Here is a 24914-nt window from a genome sequence, read left to right on the forward strand (position 1 = left end):
TTAGCGGTCCACGTCGGCCATAACGAAGTCGATACTACCCAGGTACGCAATCAAGTCCGCGACCATGCTGCCTTTGATCACCGAAGGGATCTGCTGCAGGTGCGGGTAGCTTGGGGTGCGAATCCGGGTACGGTAGCTCATGGTGCCGCCGTCGCTCGTCAGGTAATAACTGTTGATGCCCTTGGTCGCTTCGATCATCTGGAAGGATTCGTTGGCCGGCATCACCGGGCCCCACGAAACCTGCAGGAAGTGCGTGATCAAGGTTTCGATGTGCTGCAGCGTGCGCTCCTTGGGCGGCGGCGTGGTCAGCGGGTGGTCCGCCTTGTACGGGCCTTCGGGCATGTTGCGCATGCACTGGTCGATGATCTTGATGCTCTGGCGCATTTCTTCCACGCGCACCATGCAGCGGTCATAGGCATCGCCGTTGTGGGCCAGCGGTACTTCGAACTCGAAGTTCTCGTAACCCGAGTACGGGCGTGCCTTGCGCAGGTCGAAGTCGCAACCGGTGGAACGCAGGCCGGCACCGGTGACGCCCCATTCCAGGGCCTCTTTGGTGTTGTAGGCGGCAACGCCCACGGTACGGCCCTTGAGGATGCTGTTCTGCAGGGCAGCCTTGGTGTATTCGTCCAGGCGCTTGGGCAGCCATTCGACGAAGTCCTTCACCAGCTTTTCCCAGCCGCGCGGCAGGTCGTGGGCCACGCCACCGATGCGGTACCAGGCCGGGTGCAGGCGGAAACCGGTGATGGCTTCGATCACCGTGTAGGCCTTCTGGCGGTCGGTGAAGGTGAAGAACACCGGGGTCATGGCGCCCACGTCCTGGATGTAGGTACCCAGGAACAGCAGGTGGCTGGTGATACGGAAGAACTCGGCCATCATGATGCGGATGGTGTCGACCTTCTGCGGCACCTTGATGCCGGCCAGCTTCTCCACCGCCAGCACGTAGGGCAGGTTGTTCATCACCCCGCCCAGGTAGTCGATGCGGTCGGTGTAGGGGATGAAGCTGTGCCACGACTGACGCTCGGCCATCTTCTCGGCGCCACGGTGGTGGTAGCCGATGTCGGGCACGCAGTCGACGATCTCTTCGCCGTCCAGCTGCAGGATGATGCGGAAGGCACCGTGGGCCGAAGGGTGGTTGGGGCCCAGGTTGAGGAACATGTAGTCCTCGTTGGTGCCCGAACGCTTCATGCCCCAGTCTTCAGGACGGAAGCGCGCGGCTTCCTCTTCCAGCTGCTGCTTGGCCAGGGTCAGGCTGTAGGGGTCGAACTCGGTGGCGCGCGCCGGGTAGTCCTTGCGCAGCGGGTGACCTTCCCAGGTGGGCGGCATCATGATGCGCGACAGGTGTGGGTGGCCCTGGAAGGTGATGCCGAACATGTCCCAGACTTCACGCTCGTACCAGTTGGCGTTGGGCCAGATACCGGTGAGGGTGGGCAGGTTCAAATCGCCTTCGTGCAGCGCTACCTTGATCATCACGTCGCTGTTCCGCTCCACCGACAGCAGGTGGTAGAACACGGTGAAGTCGGCGCCCGGCAGGCCGCGGCGCTGGGTGCGCAGGCGCTCGTCGACGCCATGCAGGTCGTACAGCATGGAGTAGGGCTTGGGCACGTTGCGCAGGAAGCTCATCACTTCCTTGAGCTTGGCACGGGCGATCCACAGCACCGGCATGCCGGTACGGGTTTCCTGGGCGACGAACGCCTCGGGGCCGAAGCGCTGTTGGAGTTCGACGACCACGTCCTGGTCGTCAGCCTTGTAAGGCGGGATATATAGAGCGGTGTCCGCTGTCATGTTCTCGGTCGCTATTCGTCAACGTACAGAATGAGGCCAGGGTTCTTTGTGGCGATGCCGCGTAAAGAGCTGGATCAGACTTCGTCGGGGCTGCGCAGGTTGGTGACCGCAATGCGCTGTTCGCGGCGTTGTTCCTTTTGCGACGGCATCTCGGCGCGGTACACGCCTTGATCACCGACGACCCAGGACAGCGGGCGACGCTCTTGGCCAATCGATTCCTGCAACAGCATCAGGCCTTGCAGAAAGGCCTCTGGGCGCGGCGGGCAGCCGGGCACATAAACGTCCACGGGAAGGAATTTATCCACCCCCTGAACGACCGAGTAAATGTCGTACATGCCGCCGGAGTTGGCGCACGAACCCATGGAAATGACCCACTTGGGTTCCAGCATCTGTTCGTACAGGCGCTGGATGATGGGGGCCATTTTCACGAAGCACGTGCCGGCCACCACCATGAAGTCAGCCTGACGTGGCGATGCCCGGATAACCTCGGCGCCGAAGCGGGCGATGTCGTGGGGTGCGGTGAACGCGGTGGTCATTTCCACGTAGCAGCACGAAAGACCGAAGTTGTACGGCCACAGGGAGTTCTTACGTCCCCAGTTGACCGCACCGCTCAGGACATCCGAGAGCTTGCCCATGAAAATGTTCTTGTGGACCTGATCCTCTAGCGGATCGGTAACGGTTTCCCGTTCGCCGATCGGATACTGGTCGTTGGGTGCATCCGGGTCGATTCTGGTGAGATTGTATTGCATTGCCAAAGCCTCATTGTTTCAGCTTCGCTTGCCGCTTACGGCGACCTTCGGGAGCCCAATCGAGCGCCCCCACTCGCCAAAGGTAGACAAGACCTGCCAACAGAATTGCTATGAAAACGAGTGCTTCGACGAATCCGGCCCAGCCGCTTTCGCGTACCGACACAGACCATGCAAAGAGAAAGAGGGCTTCGATATCGAAGATCACGAACAGCATCGCGACCAGATAGAATTTGGCGGAAAGGCGCAGACGGGCGCTGCCGACCGGCAGCATGCCGGATTCGAATGGTTCGTTCTTGCTGCGGCCCCAGGCCTTGCTGCCCAGCAGGGCCGACAGCCCCAGCATGAAGGCACACAGCCCGGCGACACCCAAAAGGAAGATGGCAAAGCCCCAGTTGTGGGCCATGAGTCCTGTCGAATCGGGCATGCTGGAATCCTTAACGGAGAGCAAATGTCTCGGTACTTGAAAGTAGTAAAGCAGTGACGAAATGTCGCAGCTGAATCAATCGCGCTGATTTTATGGGTAAAGCGGTGGCAAGTAAATTTTCTACAGCAAATTTATTCGTAGGATTAAGCACATACACACCTTGCAAGTGCCTGCAGGCCCCATGGGGCGGGGGTTCCAGGGCGTTGTATTTATAACGTTGTTACACCCGTTTGGAGGTTCTTTTAATGTGTAATGATAATTAATATCATTTAAAGGGTTCCAATTCGTGTCAACCCTGTGGTGCGCGTTAACCAACTCGTACGTTCTACGCTATTTTCCCTCTATATAAGTTGGCGTGGATCAAGACTTTGGTTGTAGAAGCGTAGTCGATGTGGGGCGGGTTGGGGGGGGTGGTTGGGATTGGGGTGGGGGTGAGAGGTGCATGGCTTGAGTTTTTTGGTGCTCTTGAGATCGAGCGCCGCCCGCGCGGCGCTTCGCGGGCAGAGCCCGCTCCCACGTTTGTTTCTGGCCAGTTATGCCAGTGCCATCACCTGGTCCGCCTTGTGTGTCCACTGCAGATCTGTGTTGGTGTGACCAGGCGCACCACCAATCTACAGCGGGGCACGTTGCAACCAACGTGGGAGCGGGCTCTGCCCGCGAAGCGCCGCGCGGGCGGCGCTCGATCTCAAGAGCGCCAAAAAACTCAAGGCGGGCGCATCTCACCCACAACAAAAAAAGGCCACCTGCGTGGGGTGGCCTTTCTCATCACAGCATCTACCTCACATCAATGAAACTGCTCTTCCTCGGTCGACCCAGTCAGCGCCGTCACCGACGAGCTGCCACCCTGAATTACAGTGGTCATGTCGTCAAAGTACCCAGTACCCACTTCCTGCTGGTGCGCCACGAAGGTGTAACCCTTGGCGGCGTCGGCGAACTCCTGTTCCTGCAGCTTCACGTAGGCGGTCATGTCGTTGCGGGCGTAGTCGTGCGCCAGGTTGAACATGCTGTGCCACATGTTGTGGATGCCCGCCAGGGTGATGAACTGGTGCTTGTAACCCATGGCCGACAGTTCACGCTGGAACTTGGCGATGGTGGCGTCGTCCAGGTTTTTCTTCCAGTTGAAGGACGGCGAGCAGTTGTACGACAACAGCTGGTCCGGGTATTCCTTCTTGATGGCCTCGGCGAAGCGACGGGCTTCGTCCAGGTCCGGCTTGGCGGTTTCGCACCAGATCAGGTCGGCGTACGGCGCGTAGGCCAGGCCACGGGCGATGGCCTGGTCCAGACCGGCGCGCACTTTGTAGAAGCCTTCCTGGGTACGGGTACCGGTCACGAATGGCTGGTCGTACGGGTCGCAGTCCGAGGTCAGCAGGTCGGCGGCGTTGGCGTCGGTGCGGGCCAGGATGATGGTCGGCACGCCGGCCACGTCAGCAGCCAGGCGGGCAGCGGTCAGCTTCTGCACGGCTTCCTGGGTGGGTACCAGTACCTTGCCGCCCATGTGGCCGCATTTTTTCACCGAGGCCAGCTGGTCTTCGAAGTGCACGCCGGCGGCGCCCGCTTCGATCATGCTTTTCATCAGCTCGTAGGCGTTCAGCACGCCACCGAAACCGGCTTCGGCGTCGGCCACGATCGGGGCGAAGTAGTCGATGTAGCCGTCATCGCCCGGGTTCTTGCCGGCTTTCCACTGGATCTGGTCGGCGCGGCGGAACGAGTTGTTGATGCGCTTGACCACGGTGGGTACCGAGTCGACCGGGTACAGCGATTGGTCGGGGTACATGGACTCGGCCGAGTTGTTGTCGGCGGCCACTTGCCAGCCGGACAGGTAGATGGCCTGGATGCCGGCCTTGACCTGTTGCACGGCCTGGCCGCCGGTGAGGGCGCCCATGCAGTTGACGAAGTCCTTGTCCGGACGGAAGGACGGCTTGGCGCCTTGGGTCACCAGGTTCCACAGCTTTTCCGCGCCTTGGCGGGCAAAGGTGTGCTCAGGTTGGACCGAGCCGCGCAGACGCACAACGTCGGCTGCGGAGTAGTTGCGCGTTACACCTTTCCAGCGCGGGTTTTCTGCCCAGTCTTTTTCAAGGGCAGCTATTTGTTGTTCGCGTGTCAGTGCCATGGAGATAAACCTCGTCGCATAGGTTTGAATGAAAATTCTCGCTCCGCCGGCGCTGTCCTTAACAGAAACACCATGGTGGCGCTCGCAGATCAGAAGCTTAGAAGGTCTGGGACGGGCTTGACGGAGAAGGCGACGACCGAACAGTTGTTTGAAGGCGGGGGAAGACAGATGGCTGGCCAAGGTTGCCCGGGCGCACGTGGCTCGTGGATGCCGTTGTGCGAACGTACAGGTCTTGCCGTGTTGCCAGAATGCGCTTCCGTCCCTCGGGACAACTTCTTCGTTCCAGTCGCAATCTCGTCAGGCTGCCTTGTGGGCGTTCCAGACACGAATCGGCTCAGGTGGGTAGGTTAGAGACCGATCCGAAGGCCCTTTCCAGGGCCCCTGATTAGCGGGAGCGAGGCCATCATGCCTCGACGAAATTGTGTCGTCAAATGTTTTGTAGTGATTATTTTTGAGCACTACATCTTTGGTCGTAAGCGACTAATCAGTCAGTTTCGGGTGCCTGGGTCGACGACTTGTGGGTCGATTTTGCGACCCATAGGTCATGATTTCAGTCCAGGGGATCCACTTTTACCTGCACTGTCATGTCGCTACGGCCCTTCGTGGACCAATTTCGGGTAAAACCGCGCTGGTTGAGCTGGGTTTGCTCGTTGCTGCCGGCCAACGTGATCCACTCGCCCAAGCGTCCGCTGACCTGTGTGTCGGTGCTTTGCACGTTCACTACATCCTGACGCTCCTGGCTCATCCGGTCATTGTTGGTACTGATGTTCAGGTGGACGGTCTCGCCGGTGACGCTCGCGGTTACATAGAAGCCCTGGGTGACGTTCTTGTACTGGGTCTGGGTTTGCAGGCCGCCGTAGCTGTCGCTCTGGGCGGTGGTGAAAGGCACGCTCTGGCCAACCTGGATCAGCGCCGGGCTGCCTTCGGTGGCTTGTACTTGCTGCACGCCGCCGGTGCGGTTGGTGGTGCCGTAGGTGATGATGCGGGTGTTATTGCCGTTGACCGTGTAGCCACCGTTGTCGCCATTGTTGCTGTCGCTGGTGTCGACGCTGATCAGCAGGCGCCGGGCGGCCACGTCGAGCTGGGTGATGAGCGCGCGCAGCTGCTGGATCTTGTCGGGGTCGGCGTTGACGATCAGTTGGTTGCCGTAGGCGCTGACCTTGCCGTCGCGGCCGAGGAAATTCTGCGCCACGGGCAGCAGGTCGTCGCTGGTGCGATTGTTCAGCGGCACGATTTCAGTGGCGGCACTGGCGGTGAAGCTGGCCAGCAGGGCGAGGGCGGGGAGCAGGGGGCGTAGCGGCATGTCCGGAGTCTCCATCATTGGAGTGGACATTATGGCAGATGGTGGCCTGTAGCCGCTGCCGCCAGGCTGCGCTGGCCCTGACGTGCACTGAAAATCTCCAGTGTGCACAAGGGCCAGCGCAGCCTGGCGGCAGCGGCTACAAGGGGGGTCAGCTGTCGCGAACCATATCCACGTGCGGGATGCCCGCTTCGAGGAACTCTTCGCTCACCACCTTGAAGCCGTGGCGCTCGTAGAACGCCGTGGCGTGCACTTGGGCGCTCAGGCTTTGCTGCTTGAGGTCCAGGTTCTCGGCCTGGGTGATGGCGGCTTGCAGCAGGGCGTCGCCCACTTTCAGGCCGCGCCAGTCCTTGAGCACCGACACCCGGCCGATCTGGCCGTCGGGCAGCAGGCGGGCGGTACCGATGGGGTAGTCGCCCTCGCACGCCAGGAAGTGCACGGCGTCGACGTCATCGGCGTCGAACTCCAGCTCCGGGGGTACCGATTGCTCGGCAATGAACACAGCCTCGCGGATACGTCGAATGTCGGCGATATCCTTGTGCCAATCAGCCACACGTACGCGAATCTTATTCATCGGCAGCGAACCCCAGACTTCCCTGTTTAACCAGCTCACAGATCAGTGTACGACCTTGCTCGTCAATCATCCATGGGCCCAGGTTCTCAATGTGTAGGGCGTCAGCCGCGCAGATCAGCTTCAGCAGCTCGCGCATCTCGCCCGGCAGCAGGCGGCTCTGGCCGCTGGCGAACAGCAGCAGGTCGTCGCCCACTTCCGACCACGCCAGACGCGCGCTCGGGTTGCGGATCAGGATGGCGCCTTCTTCCAGGCCGTCCAGCAGGTCGTCTTCTTCCAGGGTGTCGCCAGTGACCAGCTCCGGGTAGCGCGGCTCGGTCATGAACTGGCCGAACCAGGTCAGCAGCAGGCGCTCGTCGTTCATGTGCTCATTGAGCAGCTTCTTGAGACGGTCCAGGGCATCGTGCTGGATCTGCGTCGGGTCGCTGACCGGCTGGGCGTCGGCGTCGGTGTAGCGCTCTTCGTCCGGCAGGAACTGGGTGAGGAAGTCGGTGAAGTGGGTCAGCACTTCAGCGGCGCTCGGGGCGCGGAAACCTACCGAATAGGTCATGCACTCGTCCACGGCGATGCCGTAGTGGGCCAGGCGCGGTGGCAGGTAGAGCATGTCGCCCGGCTCCAGCACCCACTCGTCGGTCTGCTGGAAGTCCGCCAGGATGCGCAGGTCGCTGTGTTCGATCAGCGGGCTCTCGGAATCGCACATCTGGCCGATTTTCCAGTTGCGCTGGCCGTGGCCTTGCAGCAGGAACACGTCGTAGTTGTCGAAGTGTGCGCCCACGCTGCCACCCGGGGCGGCGTAGCTGATCATCACGTCATCGATGCGCCAGCTTGGCAGGAAGCGGAACGGCTGCAGCAGTTCGGCCACTTCCGGCACGAACTGGTCAACGGCCTGCACCAGCAGGGTCCAGTCTTTCTCGGGCAGTTGGCCGAAGGCGTCGTCCTCGAACGGGCCGCGACGCATTTCCCACGGGCGCTCGCCGTTTTCGATGACGATGCGCGATTCGACTTCTTCTTCCAGGGCCAGGCCAGCCAGCTCATCGGGGCTGATCGGGTTTTCGAAATCGGTGAACGCCTGACGGATCAGCAGGGGCTTTTTCTGCCAGTAATCACGCAGGAATTCACGTGCAGTCAAGCCGCCCAGCAGTTGCAGAGGAGTATCAGGATTCATGTGTAACCTATTGAATGAGAGCGCTTTTAAGTCACGAATAAAAACGCCCGGCTGAGCCGGGCGTCATAGCGACGGGGCGGTGCGTCAGATGCGCTTGGCCTGGGCCGCGGCGTTACCGATGTAGGAAGCCGGGGTCAGCTTCTTCAGTTCTGCACGGGCTTCGGCTGGCATGTCCAGGCCGTCGATGAAAGTTTGCAGCGCTTCAGGGGTGATGCCCTTGCCGCGGGTCAACTCTTTCAGTTTTTCGTACGGGTTTTCGATGTTGTAGCGGCGCATCACGGTCTGGATTGGCTCGGCCAGTACTTCCCAGCAGGCGTCCAGGTCCTGGGCGATGCGAACTTCGTTGAGTTCCAGCTTGCTGATGCCTTTGAGGGTGGCCTCGTAGGCGATCACGCTGTGGGCGAAACCAACGCCCAGGTTGCGCAGCACGGTGGAGTCGGTCAGGTCACGCTGCCAGCGCGAAACCGGCAGTTTGCTGGCCAGGTGCTGGAACAGGGCGTTGGCGATACCCAGGTTGCCTTCGGAGTTTTCGAAGTCGATCGGGTTGACCTTGTGCGGCATGGTCGAGGAACCGATTTCGCCGGCGATGGTACGCTGCTTGAAGTAGCCCAGGGAGATGTAGCCCCAGATATCGCGGTCGAAGTCGATCAGGATAGTGTTGAAGCGCGCGATGGCGTCGAACAGCTCGGCGATGTAGTCGTGCGGCTCGATCTGGGTGGTGTAGGGGTTGAAGCCCAGGCCCAGCTCGTCTTCGATGAAGGCGCGCGCGTTGGCTTCCCAGTCGATGTCGGCGTAGGCCGACAGGTGGGCGTTGTAGTTGCCCACGGCGCCGTTGATCTTGCCCAGCAGCGGCACGGCGGCTACCTGGGCGATCTGACGCTCCAGACGGTAGACGACGTTGGCCAGTTCCTTGCCCAGGGTGGTCGGCGAAGCCGGCTGGCCGTGGGTGCGCGACAGCATCGGCACGTCGGCGAAGCGGTGGGCCAGTTCGCGGATGTTGTCGGCGATCTGGCGCATCAGCGGCAGCAGCACGGTGTCACGGCCTTCGCGCAGCATCAGGGCGTGGGACAGGTTGTTGATGTCCTCGCTGGTGCAGGCAAAGTGGATGAATTCGCTGACCTTGGCCAGTTCCGGCAGCTTGGCAGCCTGCTCCTTGAGCAGGTACTCGATGGCCTTCACGTCGTGGTTGGTGGTGCGTTCGATCTCTTTCACGCGCTCGGCATGCTCGAGGGCGAAATCATCGGCCAGGGCGTTGAGGATAGCGTTGGCTTCGGCGGAGAACGCCGGCACTTCGCTGATTTGCGGGTGGGCGGCCAGGCGCTGGAGCCAGCGCACCTCGACCAGGGCGCGGAAACGGATCAGGCCGTATTCGCTGAAAATAGGGCGCAGGGCCTGGGTTTTGCCGGCGTAGCGGCCGTCAACAGGGGAAACCGCAGTGAGCGAAGAAAGCTGCATGGGGTGTTCTCGGACAGTCGGGCAACGAAATGGGGCGCGTATCATACATGAAAATTCAATGCAGGTCGGCAGCCCAGCGCCGACCACGCCCGTGAGGTGACGAGCGTTAACCGCGCATCATCGGATAAAGTTCCTTGAGCAGCTTGCGCCGGCTGAAAACCAGTTGCCAGCGGTGGCCGCCCAATTGCCGCCATAAACGCGCCGAACGGATGCCGGCCAGCAGCAAGGCGCGGATTTTCGCGGCGTTGCTGGGCTGTTGCAGGTTGCGCATGTCGCCCTGCACCTGGATCCGCTGGCGCAAGGTGCTCAGGGTGTCCTGGTACAGCGCGCCACTGGCAGCAATAACGTTCTCGTGGGTAATGCCGAAATGTTCTACCTGGGACTGGATCTGCGGCAGTCGCCGACCGATCACGTCCAGCAGGTCGTCGCGCTTGCCCAGTTGGCGCTCCAGGTTGAGCATCGACAGGGCGTAGCGCAGCGGTTCGCGTTGCAGGCTGGCCGGGTCGCGCTCAAGGGCGCTGACCAGGGCGCGGTAGCCGTCACGCAGGTTCAGGTCATCGCCGCCAAACACCTCCAGGGTGTCCTTGGGGTCGCGAATCAGCAGGCTGCCCAGCATGCAGCCCATCGTGGCCTCGGCGCTCTGGCCGGTCTTGGCGATGCGGTCTACCAGCACGGCGGCCTGGAACACCGCGCCCAGGGCAATCAATTGCTCCTGAATGGGGTTCATGCAGCGGCGCCTTTGCTGGTCCACGGCTGGGCCACTTCGATGACGCCGCCGCCCAGGCAGATCTCGCCGTCGTAGAACACCACGGACTGGCCGGGGGTGACGGCGCGCTGCGGCTCGTCGAACACGGCGCGGTAACCGTTGGCGGTCTGCTCAAGGGTGCAGGCCTGGTCGCCCTGGCGGTACCGTACCTTGGCGGTCAGGCGCCGCGGGCTGCTCAGGTCGACGGGGTTGACCCACCAGATTTCCGACGCCAGCAGGGCGCGGGAGAACAGCCACGGGTGGTCGTTGCCTTGGCCGACTACTAGCACGTTGCGGTCCAGGTCCTTTTCCAGTACGTACCACGGCTCGTCGCTGGCGTCTTTCAGGCCGCCAATGCCCAGGCCCTGGCGCTGGCCGATGGTGTGGTACATCAGGCCGTGGTGGCGGCCGATGACTTCGCCTTCGGTGGTCTGGATCTCGCCCGGCTGGGCCGGCAGGTACTGCTTGAGGAAGTCGCTGAAGCGGCGCTCGCCAATGAAGCAGATACCGGTGGAATCCTTCTTCTTGGCGGTGGCCAGGCCGTGTTTCTCGGCGATGGCGCGCACTTCCGGCTTTTCCAGCTCGCCGACCGGGAACAGCGTGCGGGCGATCTGCTCGCCGCCCACGGCGTGCAGGAAGTAGCTCTGGTCCTTGTTGGGGTCCAGGCCCTTGAGCAGCTCGGTGCGGCCGTCGATGTCGCGGCGGCGCACGTAGTGGCCGGTGGCGATCAGGTCGGCGCCCAGCGACAGGGCGTAGTCCAGGAAGGCCTTGAACTTGATTTCGCGGTTGCAGAGGATGTCAGGGTTCGGCGTGCGGCCGGCCTTGTACTCTTCCAGGAAATGTTCGAAGACGTTGTCCCAGTATTCGGCGGCGAAGTTGGCCGTATGCAGCTTGATGCCGATGCGGTCGCACACGGCCTGGGCGTCGGCCAGGTCTTCGCGGGCGGTGCAGTAATCGGTGCCGTCGTCTTCTTCCCAGTTCTTCATGAACAGGCCTTCCACCTGGTACCCCTGTTCGAGCAGCAGGAGGGCGGACACGGAAGAGTCAACGCCGCCGGACATGCCGACGATAACGCGCTGGGTTTCAGGGGCAGCAGCTGAATCACGCATAGGAATTGAGAGTGTGTCTGGGAAAAGCAGGGGATTCTACCACCAAGCGCCGCGCTGCGCTCGCTTCTGTAGCCGCTGCCGCAGGCTGCGCTGGCCCCATGCCTCGCTGGAAATCTCCAGTGCACGCCAGGTCCAGCGCAGCCTGCGGCAGCGGCTACAGGTCAGTTGCGAATCAGGGAGAGGCTGTGCAGCGGGTGTTCCAGGTAATCGTCAATGCACTGCAGCAACAACTCGCTGCGCCAGCGCGCCTTCTGCTCGATGATTTCATCGCGGGTCAGCCACTGCGGCCCGATGATGCCGTGGTCCAGTGTGCGCTCGGGGTCGTGGTGCAGCGGCTTGCCGGCAAAACATACCCGCTGGTACGTCACGCCGTTGCTGGGCGCGGTGTACAGGTAGATGCCGATCACGCCGGTCAGCTCGACGTCGTAGCCGGTTTCTTCCAGGGTTTCGCGGATGGCGGCCTCGATCAGGCTTTCATCCGGTTCCAGGTGGCCGGCAGGCTGGTTGAGCACGGCGCGGCCGCCCTTGAGTTCTTCCACCAGCAGGAAGCGGCCGTTGTCTTCGATGACGGTGGCGACGGTGACGTGGGGGATCCATGGGCGCATGACAAACTCCTTGTAGCCGCTGCCGACAGGCTGCGCTGGCCCTGTGCCCTACTGAATATCTCCAGTGAACCAAGGGGCCAGCGCAGCCTGGCGGCAGCGGCTACGGGTAATGTTCAAAGAATCGATAGTGCCATAAACAACAAAGCCCCGGCATGGGCCGGGGCTTTGTGTGTTGCAGGCTATCTTACTTCAGCGAAGCGATGGCGGCGTTCAGGGTGGCGCTTGGGCGCATCACCTTGGCGGCTTTCTCGGCGTCGGCGTGGTAGTAGCCAGCGATGTCCACCGGCTTGCCTTGCACGGCGTTGAGCTCGGCGACGATGGTCGCTTCGTTCTCGCTCAGTGCCTTGGCCAGCGGGGCGAACTGGGCTTGCAGGGCCGAATCGTCGGTCTGCGCGGCCAGGGCCTGGGCCCAGTACAGGGCCAGGTAGAAGTGGCTGCCGCGGTTGTCGATGTTGCCGACTTTGCGCGATGGCGACTTGTTGTTGTCCAGGAACTGGCCGGTGGCCTGGTCCAGGGTGGCGGCCAGTACTTTGGCCTTGGCGTTGTTGGTGGTCACGCCCAGGTGTTCCAGGGAAGCGGCCAGGGCCAGGAATTCACCCAGCGAGTCCCAGCGCAGGAAGTTCTCTTCCACCAGCTGCTGCACGTGTTTCGGAGCCGAACCGCCGGCGCCGGTTTCGAACAGGCCACCGCCGTTCATCAGCGGCACGATGGACAGCATCTTGGCGCTGGTGCCCAGTTCCATGATCGGGAACAGGTCGGTCAGGTAGTCGCGCAGTACGTTGCCGGTCACCGAGATGGTGTCCTGGCCCTTGCGGATGCGCTCCAGGGAGAACTTCATGGCGTCGACCGGCGACATGATGCGGATGTCCAGGCCCGAGGTGTCGTGATCTTTCAGGTAAACCTGGACCTTCTCGATCATCACGCCGTCGTGGGCACGGGCCGGGTCCAGCCAGAAGATCGCCGGGGTGTTGGAGGCGCGGGCGCGGTTGACGGCCAGCTTGACCCAATCCTGGATCGGCGCGTCCTTGGTCTGGCACATGCGGAAGATGTCGCCGGCTTCAACCTTCTGTTCCAGCAGGGTGCGACCCTTGCCATCGACCACGCGCACGGTGCCGTCGGTCTTGATGTGGAAGGTCTTGTCGTGCGAGCCGTACTCTTCGGCTTTCTGCGCCATCAGGCCAACGTTTGGCACGCTGCCCATGGTGGTCGGATCGAAGGCGCCGTGCTTCTTGCAGTCTTCGATGGTGGCCTGGTAGATGGTGGCGTAGCAACGGTCCGGGATCACCGCCTTGGTGTCCTGCAGGTTGCCTTCGGTGTTCCACATCTTGCCCGAGTCACGGATCATGGCCGGCATCGAGGCGTCGACGATCACGTCGCTTGGCACGTGCAGGTTGGTGATGCCCTTGTCGGAGTTGACCATGGCCAGCGCCGGACGGGTGGCGTACACGGCCTGGATGTCGGCTTCGATCTGCGCTTTCTGCTCGGCAGGCAGCGACTGGATGCGCGCGTACAGGTCGCCGATGCCGTTGTTCAGGTTGAAGCCGATCTGCTCCAGCACGGTAGCGTGCTTGGCCAGTGCTTCTTTATAGAACTCGGCAACCACCTGGCCGAACATGATCGGGTCGGAAACCTTCATCATGGTGGCTTTCAGGTGCAGCGACAGCAAAACGCCCTTGGCCTTGGCGTCTTCGATTTCGGCGGCGATGAAGGCACGCAGGGCCTTTTTGCTCATCACGGCGCAGTCGATGATCTCGCCGGCCTTTACCGAAGTCTTTTCTTTCAATACCGAAACCGAACCGTCAGCGGCCAGCAGTTCGATACGCACCGCGTCGGCGGTTTCGATCAGTGCGGCTTTTTCGCTGCCGTAGAAGTCACCCGAAGCCATGTGGGCCACGTGGGACTTGGAGTCAGCAGCCCAGGCACCCATTTTGTGCGGGTGCTTGCGCGCGTAGTTCTTGACCGACAGCGGGGCGCGGCGGTCGGAGTTGCCTTCGCGCAGTACCGGGTTAACGGCGCTGCCCTTGATTTTGTCGTAACGCGACTTGGCTTCTTTCTCGGCGTCGGTGGCCGGGTTCTCCGGGTAGTCCGGGATGTTGAAGCCTTGTGCCTGCAGCTCGACGATGGCCGCTTTCAATTGCGGTACCGAGGCGCTGATGTTCGGCAGCTTGATGATGTTGGCTTCCGGCGTGGTGGCCAGGGTGCCCAGCTCGGCGAGGTCGTCAGCGATGACCTGGTCGGCTTTGAGTTGCTCAGGGAAGCTCGACAGGATACGACCAGCCAGGGAGATGTCCCGGGTTTCCACGGCAATATCAGCCGAGGCGGTGAAGGCCTCTACGATAGGGAGCAGGGAATAGGTGGCGAGGGCCGGAGCTTCGTCGGTGAAGGTGTAGATGATCTTTGAGCGGGTGGGCATATTCGGATTAACTCTCTTCTTTGCTAAGCGTGCACAGAATCTCGAGATGCGCAGGGTAGGCGCTTTCGTCCAATGTGATCAATGAGCCGAAAGTCGAGGATTCGTCGCGATGATGTTGGATGCATCAGTAGAGCGTCAAGCGACCGAGTTGCGGTACAACCAGGCCTTTTCAAGCGTTTTCAAAGGCTTGGTGTCTGGTTGCAGACGCCTCGGCCCCCGGTGACTCGATGGTCACTGCGACAGTATACCACTGGTCATGGGCGATAAATGATGCAGTTGGGCAGATTCAGCTGATCATGTGCCGGTTGCGGTCCCGGGCAGGTGGGTTACGCTCAGGGGTAGCCAGGATGTTCAACCCACAAAAACGGAGTCCAGCATGGGATACCAGAAGATTCAGGTACCGAGCGTCGGCGAAAAGATTACCGTCAATGCAGACCATTCTCTCAATGTTCCTGACCAACCGATCATTCCGTACATCGAAGGCGACGGCATCGGCGTGGACGTCACGCCCGTCATGATCAAAGTGGTGGACGCCGCGGTGGCCAAGGCCTACGGCGGCAAACGCAAGATTTCGTGGATGGAAGTGTACGCCGGCGAGAAGGCCACCCAGGTCTATGACCAGGACACCTGGCTGCCCCAGGAAACCCTGGACGCCGTGAAAGACTATGTGGTGTCGATCAAGGGCCCGCTGACCACGCCGGTGGGCGGCGGCATCCGCTCGCTGAACGTGGCCCTGCGTCAGCAACTCGACCTTTATGTGTGCTTGCGCCCGGTGGTGTGGTTCCAGGGCGTGCCCAGCCCTGTGAAAAAGCCTGGCGACGTGGACATGGTGATCTTCCGCGAAAACTCCGAGGACATTTATGCCGGCATCGAGTGGAAGGCCGGCTCGCCCGAAGCGCAGAAGGTGATCAAGTTCCTTAAAGAGGAGATGGGTGTCACCAAGATCCGTTTCGACCAGGACTGCGGCATCGGCGTAAAACCCGTGTCCAAGGAAGGCACCCAGCGCCTGGTGCGCAAGGCCCTGCAATACGTGGTCGACAATGATCGCGAGTCGCTGACCCTGGTGCACAAGGGCAACATCATGAAATTCACCGAGGGCGCCTTCAAGGATTGGGGCTACGAGATTGCCCGCGACGAATTCGGCGCCACCTTGCTCGACGGCGGCCCGTGGATGCAGTTCAAGAACCCGAAAACCGGGCGTAACGTCATCGTCAAGGACGCCATTGCCGACGCCATGCTGCAACAAATCCTGTTGCGGCCGGCCGAGTACGACGTGATCGCCACCCTCAACCTCAACGGTGACTACCTGTCCGATGCCCTGGCGGCGGAAGTGGGCGGCATCGGTATTGCGCCGGGCGCCAACCTATCCGATACCGTGGCCATGTTCGAGGCCACCCACGGTACCGCGCCCAAGTATGCGGGCAAAGACCAGGTGAACCCGGGGTCGGTGATTTTGTCGGCGGAAATGATGCTGCGCCACCTGGGCTGGCTGGAGGCGGCGGATTTGATCATCAAGGGCACCAACGGCGCCATCGGGGCCAAGACCGTGACCTATGACTTCGAGCGGCTGATGGAAGGCGCGACCCTGGTGTCGAGTTCAGGGTTTGGTGAGGCGTTGATCAAGCATATGTAATCGCAGGCAACAAAAAAACCGGCCGCCCTGGCCGGTTTTTTCACGCCTGGAAACCACCGTAGCCGCTGCCGAAGGCTGCGCTGGCCCTATGCCTCACTGCAGATCTTCAGCGAGGAGCAGGGCCAGCGCAGCCTTCGGCAGCGGCTACAAAGTGTATCAGGCAGTTGCAGACTGCTGCGCAGGCTGCGACGCAGCGTGCTGTGCAGGGCTGTCAGTGGCAGCGGAAATGTCGACGGCGTGCAGGCCCTTGGGGCCCTGGATGATTTCGAATTTGACGGGCTGGCCGGCCTTGAGGGTCTTGTAGCCATCCATCTTGATGGCCGAGTAGTGGGCGAACAGGTCTTCGCTTTTACCCTCTTCAACGATGAAGCCATAGCCTTTGGCGTTGTTGAACCACTTGACCTTACCGTTTGCCATGCTCATATCCCTCTGCAAAGGACTCCATCTCTGGAGTATCATCCACTTCATCCGGCATTCGGACCGATCAAAAAATTTGGTTGACTGCGCGGACCTTTATTCCCCAATGTGGGTTCTATTGTTTGTAACACCGTTTTGCCGATAGTCAAGGTCATGCGGCGGCCGAGCTTACAGTCGGTCACAAGGTCAACACACAACCCTATTCGCTCAACCATGAACCTTCTTTCCATGCATGCAATCAGCCAGATTCGACTAACATTCAATCAGGATCGCCCGCAATCGCATGAGGACGATGCAGCGGGCGTGGCCATACAGGAAGCCAAGCCGGCCCTGAAGGCGCCACCCATGTATAAGGTGGTTTTGTTTAACGATGACTACACACCGATGGATTTCGTCGTCGAAGTGCTCGAGGTGTTTTTCAACCTTAACCGCGAGCTGGCGACCAAGGTCATGCTCGCCGTCCACACGGAAGGGCGAGCCGTATGTGGATTGTTCACCCGCGACATCGCCGAGACAAAGGCCATGCAGGTCAATCAATACGCCAGGGAAAGCCAGCATCCGCTACTCTGTGAAATCGAGAAGGACGGTTAATCGCCGACCACTTGGGTATGAGGTGAAGCTATGTTAAACCGCGAGCTCGAAGTCACCCTCAATCTCGCCTTCAAGGAGGCGCGTTCCAAACGTCATGAGTTCATGACCGTGGAACACCTCCTGTTGGCATTATTGGATAATGAGGCCGCCGCCACCGTTTTGCGCGCTTGTGGCGCAAACCTCGACAAACTCAAGCACGACTTGCAGGAGTTCATCGACTCCACCACGCCGCTGATCCCCGTCCATGACGAGGACCGCGAAACCCAGCCAACCCTGGGCTTCCAGCGTGTGCTGCAACGTGCTGTCTTCCACGTGCAGAGCTCGGGCAAGCGTGAAGTCACCGGCGCCAACGTGCTGGTCGCCATCTTCAGTGAACAGGAAAGCCAGGCTGTGTTCCTGCTCAAACAGCAGAGCGTGGCCCGTATCGATGTGGTCAATTACATCGCCCACGGTATCTCCAAGGTGCCAGGGCACGGTGATCACTCCGAGGGTGAGCAGGAGATGCAGGACGACGAGGGCGGTGAGTCTTCTTCGTCAGGCAACCCGCTGGACGCCTACGCCAGCAACCTCAACGAACTCGCACGCCAGGGCCGTATCGACCCGCTGGTAGGCCGCGAGAACGAAGTGGAGCGCGTGGCGCAGATCCTGGCCCGTCGACGCAAGAACAACCCGTTGCTGGTGGGTGAAGCGGGCGTGGGCAAGACCGCCATTGCCGAAGGCCTGGCCAAGCGCATCGTCGACAGCCAGGTGCCGGACCTGCTGGCCAACAGCGTCGTCTATTCGCTCGACCTGGGCGCCTTGCTGGCCGGTACCAAATACCGCGGCGACTTCGAGAAGCGCTTCAAGGCGCTGCTCGGCGAGCTGAAAAAACGTCCGCAGGCCATCCTGTTCATCGACGAGATCCACACCATCATCGGTGCCGGTGCGGCGTCGGGCGGGGTGATGGACGCCTCCAACCTGCTCAAGCCACTCCTGTCCTCGGGTGACATCCGTTGCATCGGCAGCACCACGTTCCAGGAATTTCGCGGCATCTTCGAGAAAGACCGTGCCCTGGCGCGGCGCTTCCAGAAAGTGGACGTCAGCGAGCCGTCGGTGGAAGACACCATTGGCATCCTGCGCGGCCTGAAAGGGCGCTTTGAACAGCACCACAACATCGAGTACAGCGACGAGGCCCTGCGTGCGGCCGCCGAGCTGGCCTCGCGTTACATCAACGATCGTCACATGCCCGACAAGGCCATCGACGTGATTGACGAGGCCGGTGCCTACCAGCGCCTGCAGCCGGTGGAAAACCGGGTCAAACGCATCGAAGTGCCGCAGGTGGAAGACATCGTCGCCAAGATCGCGCGCATTCCGCCAAAACACGTCACCAGTTCCGACAAGGAGCTGCTGCGTAACCTGGAGCGCGACCTCAAGCTGACCGTGTTTGGTCAGGACGCAGCCATCGATTCGCTGGCCACGGCCATCAAGCTGTCGCGCGCGGGCCTGAAGTCGCCGGACAAGCCGGTCGGTTCCTTCCTGTTCGCCGGCCCTACCGGCGTGGGCAAGACCGAAGCCGCTCGTCAGTTGGCCAAGGCGCTGGGCGTGGAGCTGGTGCGTTTCGACATGTCGGAGTACATGGAGCGTCACACCGTGTCGCGTCTGATCGGCGCGCCTCCGGGCTACGTCGGTTTCGACCAGGGCGGCCTGTTGACCGAGGCCATCACCAAGCAACCGCACTGCGTGCTGCTGCTCGATGAAATCGAGAAGGCCCACCCGGAAGTCTTCAACCTGCTGCTGCAGGTGATGGACCACGGTACCCTGACCGACAACAACGGGCGCAAGGCGGACTTCCGCAACGTGATCCTGATCATGACCACCAACGCCGGTGCCGAGACTGCGGCGCGTGCTTCGATCGGCTTCACGCACCAGGACCATTCGTCCGATGCCATGGAAGTGATCAAGAAAAGCTTCACGCCGGAGTTCCGCAACCGTCTGGACACCATCATCCAGTTCGGCCGCCTCAGCCACGAGACGATCAAAAGCGTGGTCGACAAGTTCCTCACCGAACTGCAGGCCCAGCTGGAAGACAAGCGTGTACTGCTGGAGGTTACGGACGCGGCCCGCAGTTGGCTGGCAGCCGGCGGCTACGACGCCACCATGGGTGCCCGGCCGATGGCACGGCTTATCCAGGACAAGATCAAGCGGCCGTTGGCCGAAGAGATCCTGTTTGGCGAGCTGGCCGAGCATGGCGGCGTGGTGCATATCGATGTGAAGGACGGCGAGATGACCTTCGACTTCGAAACCACGGCGGAGATGGCGTAAGGCTCTGTAGCCGCTGCCGCCAGGCTGCGCTGGTTCCTATGTTCGCTGGAGATCTCCAGTGGAAGATAGGGCCAGCGCAGCCTGCGGCAGCGGCTACGATGCAAATGTATCGCCCACACAAAAACGCCCGGCACATGCCGGGCGTTTTCGTTTGTGTCGCTTAGCGAGCGCGGTAGGTGATGCGCCCTTTGCTCAAATCGTAGGGCGTCAATTCAACACGCACCTTGTCGCCGGTCAGAATACGAATGTAGTTCTTGCGCATCTTCCCGGAGATATGCGCGGTTACGACGTGCCCATTTTCCAACTCCACGCGAAACATGGTGTTTGGCAGGGTGTCGACGACAGTGCCTTCCATTTCGAAGCTGTCTTCTTTCGACATGCAGTAAAGCCCTCGGTGTCCAGTTAATGGCCCGGTGCAACTGCGCCAGGCAAAAGCGGCGTGCATTGTGCCTGAAAAAGGGGCGTAACGCCAAGACCCTTCAGTTGAGTGTTACCCAGCGCTGGTTTATAAGCAGCTCGATGGGGCGGTATTGGGTCTTGTAATTCATCTTTTTGCAGTTTTTGATCCAATACCCCAGGTACACCGCGTCCAGTTGCAGGCGCAGCGCCTCGCCGATCTGCCACAAAATGGCGAAGCGGCCCAGGCTGCGGCGCTCCTCCGAAGGCTCGTAGAAGGTGTAGACGGCCGACAGGCCGTTGGGCAGCAGGTCGGTGACCGCCACGGCCAGCAGTTGGCCTTCACGGCGGAATTCGTAGAAGCGCGAGAAGGGCAGGTCGCGCACCAGGAAAGTCGAGAATTGATCGCGGCTGGGCGGGAACATGTCGCCGTCGGCGTGGCGCTGTTCGATGTAGCGCTGGTACAGGTCGAAATATTCTTCGCTGAAGGCCGGCTTGGTGGCCGTCACTGTCAGGTCGGCGTTGCGTTTGACGATGCGCTTCTGCTGGCGGTTGGGGCTGAAGCTGGCCGCAGGGATGCGCGCCGGCACGCAGGCGTTGCAGCGTTGGCAATGGGGGCGGTAGAGATGATCGCCGCTGCGCCGGAAGCCCATTTCGGACAGGTCGGCGTAGACGTGCACGTCCATCGGCTGGCTGGGGTCCAGGAACAGGGTGGTGGCCTGTTCGTCAGGCAGGTAGCTGCACGAATGGGGTTGAGTGGCATAGAACTTCAACCGCGCCAACTCAGTCATGATCAACCCTCGGATCGAAACCTTTGAATAAGTGTAAGCCAGGCATGAGCAACTCGCCTAGCAAACCCAGGTCGCGTTGTTGGGTTGGTCAAGGTAGGTGCGCAGGTGCCAGGCAAAGTCCTCGCGGCTGATGGAGCGTGCGCCCAGGCTCATCAGGTGCTCGGTGGGCATCTGGCAGTCGATCAGGGCAAAGCCTGCGCCGTGCAGGTGCTGCACCAGGGTGGCGAAACCGACCTTGGAGGCGTTGTCGGCGTGGCTGAACATCGATTCGCCGAAAAACAGCCGGCCCATGGCCAGGCCGTACAGGCCGCCCACCAGTTGCTCGCCGTCCCACACCTCGACCGAATGGGCCAGGCCGCGCTGGTGCAGTTCAATGTAGGCGGCCTGCATGCTGTCGGTGATCCAGGTGCCGTCGGCGTAGGCGCGGGGGCCGGCGCAGGCGCGGATCACGGCGGCAAAGTCCTGGTCGAAGGTGACGCGGTAGCGCTGCTGGCGAATCACCTTGGCCAGGCTGCGCGACACGTGCAGCTCGGCAGGGAACAGCACCGTACGCGGGTCGGGTGACCACCACAGGATGGGCTGGCCGTCCTGGTACCAGGGGAAGCAACCATGGCGGTAGGCCTGCACCAAGCGTTCGGCGCTCAGGTCGCCGCCGGCGGCCAGCAGGCCGTTGGGGTCGCGCAAGGCCTTGTCCAGGGGCGGGAAGGTCAGCTCGTTCTTCTTCAACCAGGTCAGCATGGGTTCCATCTGGGCAGGGGAGGGGAGGGCGGTTTGGTTTGGTGGTGGGGCGTTCCAGGGCAGAGCCCTGTCCTACACCGTTCGCGGCAGTGGTGTCAGGCACGCAAAGCGGTCCGCTTTTGATGGATACCCGATAGACCTGCGGAGCGCTCAAAGGCGGTCCGCTTTGCATTACTGGCACCCATGGGCCGAACGGTGTAGGACAGGGCTCTGCCCTGGAACGCCCCACCCCCAAACCAAAGCCATACAACCGCAAAATCCCCCACCCTGCAACTCTACGCCCATGTCGCGGTCGTAAACCTTCGATAATGTCTTTGAAAACCCTGCATAAGCCTTTGTCACAAAAGACAATGCATGCTCCAATTGATTGACGCCAGAGGCGCTGGGCTATGCTGTGGCGAACCCGTACAATGCAGCGATCATTTGCATTATTTTTTTGACTGGCCATACCAGGCTGGTAATTTCTTGGTCAATCATCTGTTGGTCGCGCCCATGGGCGCAGGAAAAGACTTGTTTTGAAGAAATCCACCGCGATACCCACCCCAGCCGTGCCCCTGTGGCGCCAGCAAATGCACTACCGGCTCAAGGAAGGTGCCCTGATTGCCATGGGCGCCCTGTGCCTGTACCTGTGGATGGCGCTGCTCACCTACGACTCGGCAGACCCGGGCTGGAGCCACACCAGTACCGCCCACGACGTGCAGAACGCCGCGGGCCGCGTAGGCGCCTTCGCCGCCGATATCCTGTTCATGGTGCTGGGCTACTTCGCCTACATCTTCCCGCTGCTGCTGGCGGTCAAGACCTGGCAGATCTTCCGCCAGCGTCATGAACCCTGGCAGTGGAGCGGCTGGCTTTTCAGCTGGCGACTGATCGGTCTGGTGTTCCTGGTGCTGTCGGGTGCGGCGCTTGCGCACATCCATTTCAAAACCACCAGCCTGCCAGCCTCGGCCGGTGGCGCGCTGGGCGAAAGCCTGGGCGACCTGGCCTATCACGCCCTCAATGCCCAGGGCAGCACGCTGCTGTTCATCGCCCTGTTCCTGTTTGGCCTGACCGTGTTCACCGACCTGTCCTGGTTCAAGGTGATGGACCTGACCGGCAAGATCACCCTCGACCTGCTGGAACTGGTGCAGGGCGCCGCCGGCCGCTGGTGGGCCGCGCGCAACGAGCGCCGCGAACTGGTGGCGCAGCTGCGCGAGGTGGACGTGCGCGTGCACGACGTGGTGGCCCCGGTCACCCCGGACCGCCGTGAGCAGGCCAAGGCCCGCGAGCGCATCATCGAGCGCGACCAGTCGCTGACCAAACACACCGCCGAGCGCGAGAAACAGGCGCCACCGGTGATCATGCCAGCCCCGGCCATGGCCAAGCCGCCGGAGCCGAGCAAGCGCGTGCAGAAGGAAAAACAGGCGCCGCTGTTCGTCGACAGCGCCGTGGAAGGCACGCTGCCGCCCATCTCCATCCTTGATCCTGCGGAGAAAAAGAAGGTCAACTACTCGCCTGAATCCCTGGCGGGCGTGGGCCATCTGCTGGAAATCAAGCTCAAGGAATTCGGTGTCGAGGTCTCGGTGGACTCCATCCACCCGGGCCCGGTGATCACCCGTTACGAAATCCAGCCGGCGGCCGGCGTCAAGGTCAGCCGCATCGCCAACCTGGCCAAGGACCTGGCGCGCTCGCTGGCCGTGACCAGCGTGCGGGTGGTGGAAGTGATTCCGGGCAAGACCACCGTGGGCATCGAGATCCCCAACGAAGACCGGCAGATCGTGCGTTTCTCCGAGGTGCTGTCCTCGCCGCAGTACGACGAGGCCAAGTCGCCGGTCACCATGGCCCTGGGCCACGACATCGGTGGCAAGCCGGTCATCACCGACCTTGCGAAAATGCCGCACCTGCTGGTGGCCGGTACCACCGGTTCCGGTAAGTCGGTGGGCGTGAACGCCATGATCCTGTCGATCCTGTTCAAGTCCAGCCCCGAAGACGCCAAGCTGATCATGATCGACCCGAAAATGCTCGAGCTGTCGATCTACGAAGGCATCCCGCACCTGCTGTGCCCGGTGGTCACCGACATGAAGGACGCCGCCAACGCGCTGCGCTGGAGCGTGGCCGAGATGGAGCGTCGCTACAAGCTGATGGCGGCCATGGGCGTGCGCAACCTGGCCGGCTTCAACCGCAAGGTCAAGGACGCGCAGGAGGAGGGCACACCGCTGACCGACCCGCTGTACCGTCGCGAAAGCATGGACGACGAAGCGCCGCTGCTGAAAACCCTGCCCACCATCGTGGTCATCGTCGACGAATTCGCCGACATGATGATGATCGTCGGCAAGAAGGTCGAAGAACTGATCGCCCGTATCGCCCAGAAGGCCCGTGCTGCCGGTATCCACCTGATCCTGGCCACCCAGCGGCCGTCGGTGGACGTGATCACCGGCCTGATCAAGGCCAACATTCCCACCCGAATGGCGTTCCAGGTGTCGAGCAAGATCGACTCCCGTACCATCATCGACCAGGGCGGCGCCGAGCAACTGCTGGGCCACGGTGACATGCTGTACATGCCGCCCGGCACCAGCCTGCCGATCCGCGTGCACGGCGCGTTCGTCTCCGATGAAGAAGTGCACCGCGTGGTGGAAGCCTGGAAGCTGCGTGGCGTACCGGACTACAACGAAGACATTCTGGCGGGCGTCGAAGAGGCCGGCAGCGGCTTTGATGGCGGCGGCGGGGGCGGTGGCGGCGACGAGGACAGCGAGTCCGACGCGCTGTACGACGAGGCCGTCAACTTCGTGCTGGAAAGCCGCCGCGCGTCTATTTCGGCCGTGCAGCGCAAGCTCAAGATTGGCTACAACCGCGCCGCACGCATGATCGAGGCCATGGAAATGGCCGGCGTGGTCACCCCGATGAACACCAACGGTTCGCGCGAAGTCATCGCCCCCGGGCCGCAACGCGATTGATTGATCGACACACCGGTCGCTGACACGCAGCGACCGGTCCTTTTCTCCTGTACGAGGATTCCCATGCGCCTGATTCGCATGCTGTTGGTTTCTGCCCTGGCCTTCTCCACGCTGCCTGCCCATGCCGGCGATCAAGACGTGGCCAGCCTGACCAAATTGCTGGAAAATTCCCAGACCCTGACCGCGCGCTTCTCGCAGCTGACCCTGGACGGCAGCGGCACCCAGTTGCAGGAAACCGCCGGTGAAATGACCCTGCAACGCCCTGGCCTGTTCTACTGGCACACCGATGCCCCTAACGAGCAGACCATGGTCTCCGATGGCCAGAAGGTCAGCCTGTACGACCCGGACCTTGAGCAGGTGACCATCAAGAAGCTCGACCAGCGTTTGACCCAGACCCCGGCGCTGCTGCTGTCCGGCGATATCTCGAAGATCAACCAGAGCTTCGACATCACCGCCAAGGAATCGGGTGACGTGATCGACTTCATGCTCAAGCCCAAGACCAAGGACACCCTGTTCGACTCCCTGCGCCTGTCGTTCCGCAAGGGCCTGATCAATGACATGCAACTGATCGACAGTGTCGGCCAGCGCACCAATATCCTGTTCACCGGTGTCAAAGCCAACGCCCCGGTCGACAAGAGCAAGTTCACCTTCGTCGCGCCCAAGGGCACCGACGTGATCCAGGAATAAGA

Annotated in this window: 21 protein-coding genes; 5 read left to right on the forward strand and 16 right to left on the reverse strand. The window is 61.6% G+C overall.

From position 1 onward, the window contains the following. The 12 genes from nuoC to ACZ9GA_RS07225 all read right to left on the reverse strand — a co-directional run bounded on the left by nuoC (nt 1) and on the right by ACZ9GA_RS07225 (nt 14428). On the reverse strand, nt 1–1782 hold the full coding sequence (nuoC, locus tag ACZ9GA_RS07170) for an NADH-quinone oxidoreductase subunit C/D (RefSeq protein WP_457363339.1): 1782 nt from the start codon (nt 1780–1782) through the stop codon (nt 1–3). A 74-nt stretch (nt 1783–1856) separates the two neighbouring features. Next, the gene (locus ACZ9GA_RS07175; protein ID WP_455926205.1) at nt 1857–2531 is read right to left on the reverse strand and encodes a NuoB/complex I 20 kDa subunit family protein; all 675 of its coding nucleotides are present in this window, start codon (nt 2529–2531) and stop codon (nt 1857–1859) included. Between the two features lie 10 nt (nt 2532–2541). Continuing rightward, nucleotides 2542–2955, reverse strand: coding sequence for an NADH-quinone oxidoreductase subunit A (locus tag ACZ9GA_RS07180; protein ID WP_008369061.1), 414 nt, complete (start codon nt 2953–2955; stop codon nt 2542–2544). Nucleotides 2956–3739: 784 nt separating this feature from the next. After that, on the reverse strand, nt 3740–5065 hold the full coding sequence (gene aceA, locus ACZ9GA_RS07185; RefSeq protein WP_008369062.1) for an isocitrate lyase: 1326 nt from the start codon (nt 5063–5065) through the stop codon (nt 3740–3742). Between the two features lie 550 nt (nt 5066–5615). Next, a complete protein-coding gene (locus ACZ9GA_RS07190; protein ID WP_457363338.1) occupies nt 5616–6368 on the reverse strand; it encodes a secretin N-terminal domain-containing protein in 753 nt (250 codons plus the stop codon). 148 nt (nt 6369–6516) lie between these two features. Further along, entirely contained in the window at nt 6517–6939 is a 423-nt protein-coding gene (locus tag ACZ9GA_RS07195; RefSeq protein WP_457363337.1) for a GNAT family N-acetyltransferase, read from the reverse strand. Beyond that, nucleotides 6932–8101, reverse strand: a complete 1170-nt coding sequence (locus ACZ9GA_RS07200; protein WP_457363336.1) for a ribosomal protein uL16 3-hydroxylase — start codon at nt 8099–8101, stop codon at nt 6932–6934. The genes ACZ9GA_RS07195 and ACZ9GA_RS07200 overlap by 8 nt, the downstream gene beginning before the upstream one ends. 84 nt (nt 8102–8185) lie before the next feature. Beyond that, entirely contained in the window at nt 8186–9556 is a 1371-nt protein-coding gene (gene purB, locus ACZ9GA_RS07205) for an adenylosuccinate lyase (protein WP_455925874.1), read from the reverse strand. Nucleotides 9557–9662: 106 nt separating this feature from the next. Beyond that, nucleotides 9663–10283 carry a high frequency lysogenization protein HflD gene (hflD, locus tag ACZ9GA_RS07210; RefSeq protein WP_455925875.1) on the reverse strand — a complete coding sequence of 207 codons (621 nt, stop codon included), beginning with the start codon at nt 10281–10283 and terminating at the stop codon, nt 9663–9665. Beyond that, on the reverse strand, nt 10280–11410 hold the full coding sequence (gene mnmA / locus ACZ9GA_RS07215; RefSeq protein ID WP_457363335.1) for a tRNA 2-thiouridine(34) synthase MnmA: 1131 nt from the start codon (nt 11408–11410) through the stop codon (nt 10280–10282). The genes hflD and mnmA overlap by 4 nt, the downstream gene beginning before the upstream one ends. Before the next feature lie 161 nt (nt 11411–11571). Then, entirely contained in the window at nt 11572–12015 is a 444-nt protein-coding gene (locus tag ACZ9GA_RS07220) for an NUDIX hydrolase (RefSeq protein WP_457363334.1), read from the reverse strand. Nucleotides 12016–12199: 184 nt separating this feature from the next. Next, on the reverse strand, nt 12200–14428 hold the full coding sequence (locus tag ACZ9GA_RS07225) for an NADP-dependent isocitrate dehydrogenase (protein WP_457363333.1): 2229 nt from the start codon (nt 14426–14428) through the stop codon (nt 12200–12202). A 376-nt stretch (nt 14429–14804) separates the two neighbouring features. On the opposite strand from ACZ9GA_RS07225, the gene icd reads away from it, so the two are divergent. Beyond that, the gene (icd, locus tag ACZ9GA_RS07230) at nt 14805–16061 is read left to right on the forward strand and encodes an NADP-dependent isocitrate dehydrogenase (RefSeq protein WP_457363332.1); all 1257 of its coding nucleotides are present in this window, start codon (nt 14805–14807) and stop codon (nt 16059–16061) included. Between the two features lie 156 nt (nt 16062–16217). Here the strand turns inward: icd and cspD are convergent, their stop codons facing one another. Beyond that, nucleotides 16218–16478, reverse strand: a complete 261-nt coding sequence (cspD, locus tag ACZ9GA_RS07235; protein WP_455925879.1) for a cold shock domain-containing protein CspD — start codon at nt 16476–16478, stop codon at nt 16218–16220. Nucleotides 16479–16706: 228 nt separating this feature from the next. On the opposite strand from cspD, the gene clpS reads away from it, so the two are divergent. Continuing rightward, entirely contained in the window at nt 16707–17069 is a 363-nt protein-coding gene (gene clpS / locus ACZ9GA_RS07240; RefSeq protein WP_027979528.1) for an ATP-dependent Clp protease adapter ClpS, read from the forward strand. A gap of 30 nt (nt 17070–17099) precedes the next feature. After that, nucleotides 17100–19370 (forward strand): ATP-dependent Clp protease ATP-binding subunit ClpA, encoded by a 2271-nt coding sequence (gene clpA / locus ACZ9GA_RS07245; RefSeq protein ID WP_457363331.1) that lies wholly within the window; start codon nt 17100–17102, stop codon nt 19368–19370. A 160-nt stretch (nt 19371–19530) separates the two neighbouring features. On the opposite strand, the gene infA is transcribed toward clpA, so the two are convergent. From infA to aat, 3 genes are all read right to left on the reverse strand, one after another. After that, complete coding sequence (infA, locus tag ACZ9GA_RS07250) at nt 19531–19749, reverse strand: translation initiation factor IF-1 (RefSeq protein ID WP_002553999.1); 219 nt, start codon at nt 19747–19749, stop codon at nt 19531–19533. A 100-nt stretch (nt 19750–19849) separates the two neighbouring features. Further along, nucleotides 19850–20557, reverse strand: a complete 708-nt coding sequence (locus tag ACZ9GA_RS07255; protein ID WP_457363330.1) for an arginyltransferase — start codon at nt 20555–20557, stop codon at nt 19850–19852. A gap of 57 nt (nt 20558–20614) precedes the next feature. Continuing rightward, nucleotides 20615–21295 carry a leucyl/phenylalanyl-tRNA--protein transferase gene (gene aat, locus ACZ9GA_RS07260; protein ID WP_457363329.1) on the reverse strand — a complete coding sequence of 227 codons (681 nt, stop codon included), beginning with the start codon at nt 21293–21295 and terminating at the stop codon, nt 20615–20617. Between the two features lie 515 nt (nt 21296–21810). Here aat and ftsK point away from each other — a divergent pair. Both ftsK and lolA read left to right on the forward strand, forming a co-directional pair. Continuing rightward, nucleotides 21811–24225, forward strand: a complete 2415-nt coding sequence (gene ftsK, locus ACZ9GA_RS07265; RefSeq protein ID WP_457363328.1) for a DNA translocase FtsK — start codon at nt 21811–21813, stop codon at nt 24223–24225. 63 nt (nt 24226–24288) lie between these two features. Next, on the forward strand, nt 24289–24912 hold the full coding sequence (gene lolA, locus ACZ9GA_RS07270) for an outer membrane lipoprotein periplasmic chaperone LolA (RefSeq protein WP_457363327.1): 624 nt from the start codon (nt 24289–24291) through the stop codon (nt 24910–24912). Nucleotides 24913–24914 lie beyond the last annotated feature (2 nt).

Source organism: Pseudomonas sp. TE3644 (assembly GCF_056278815.1).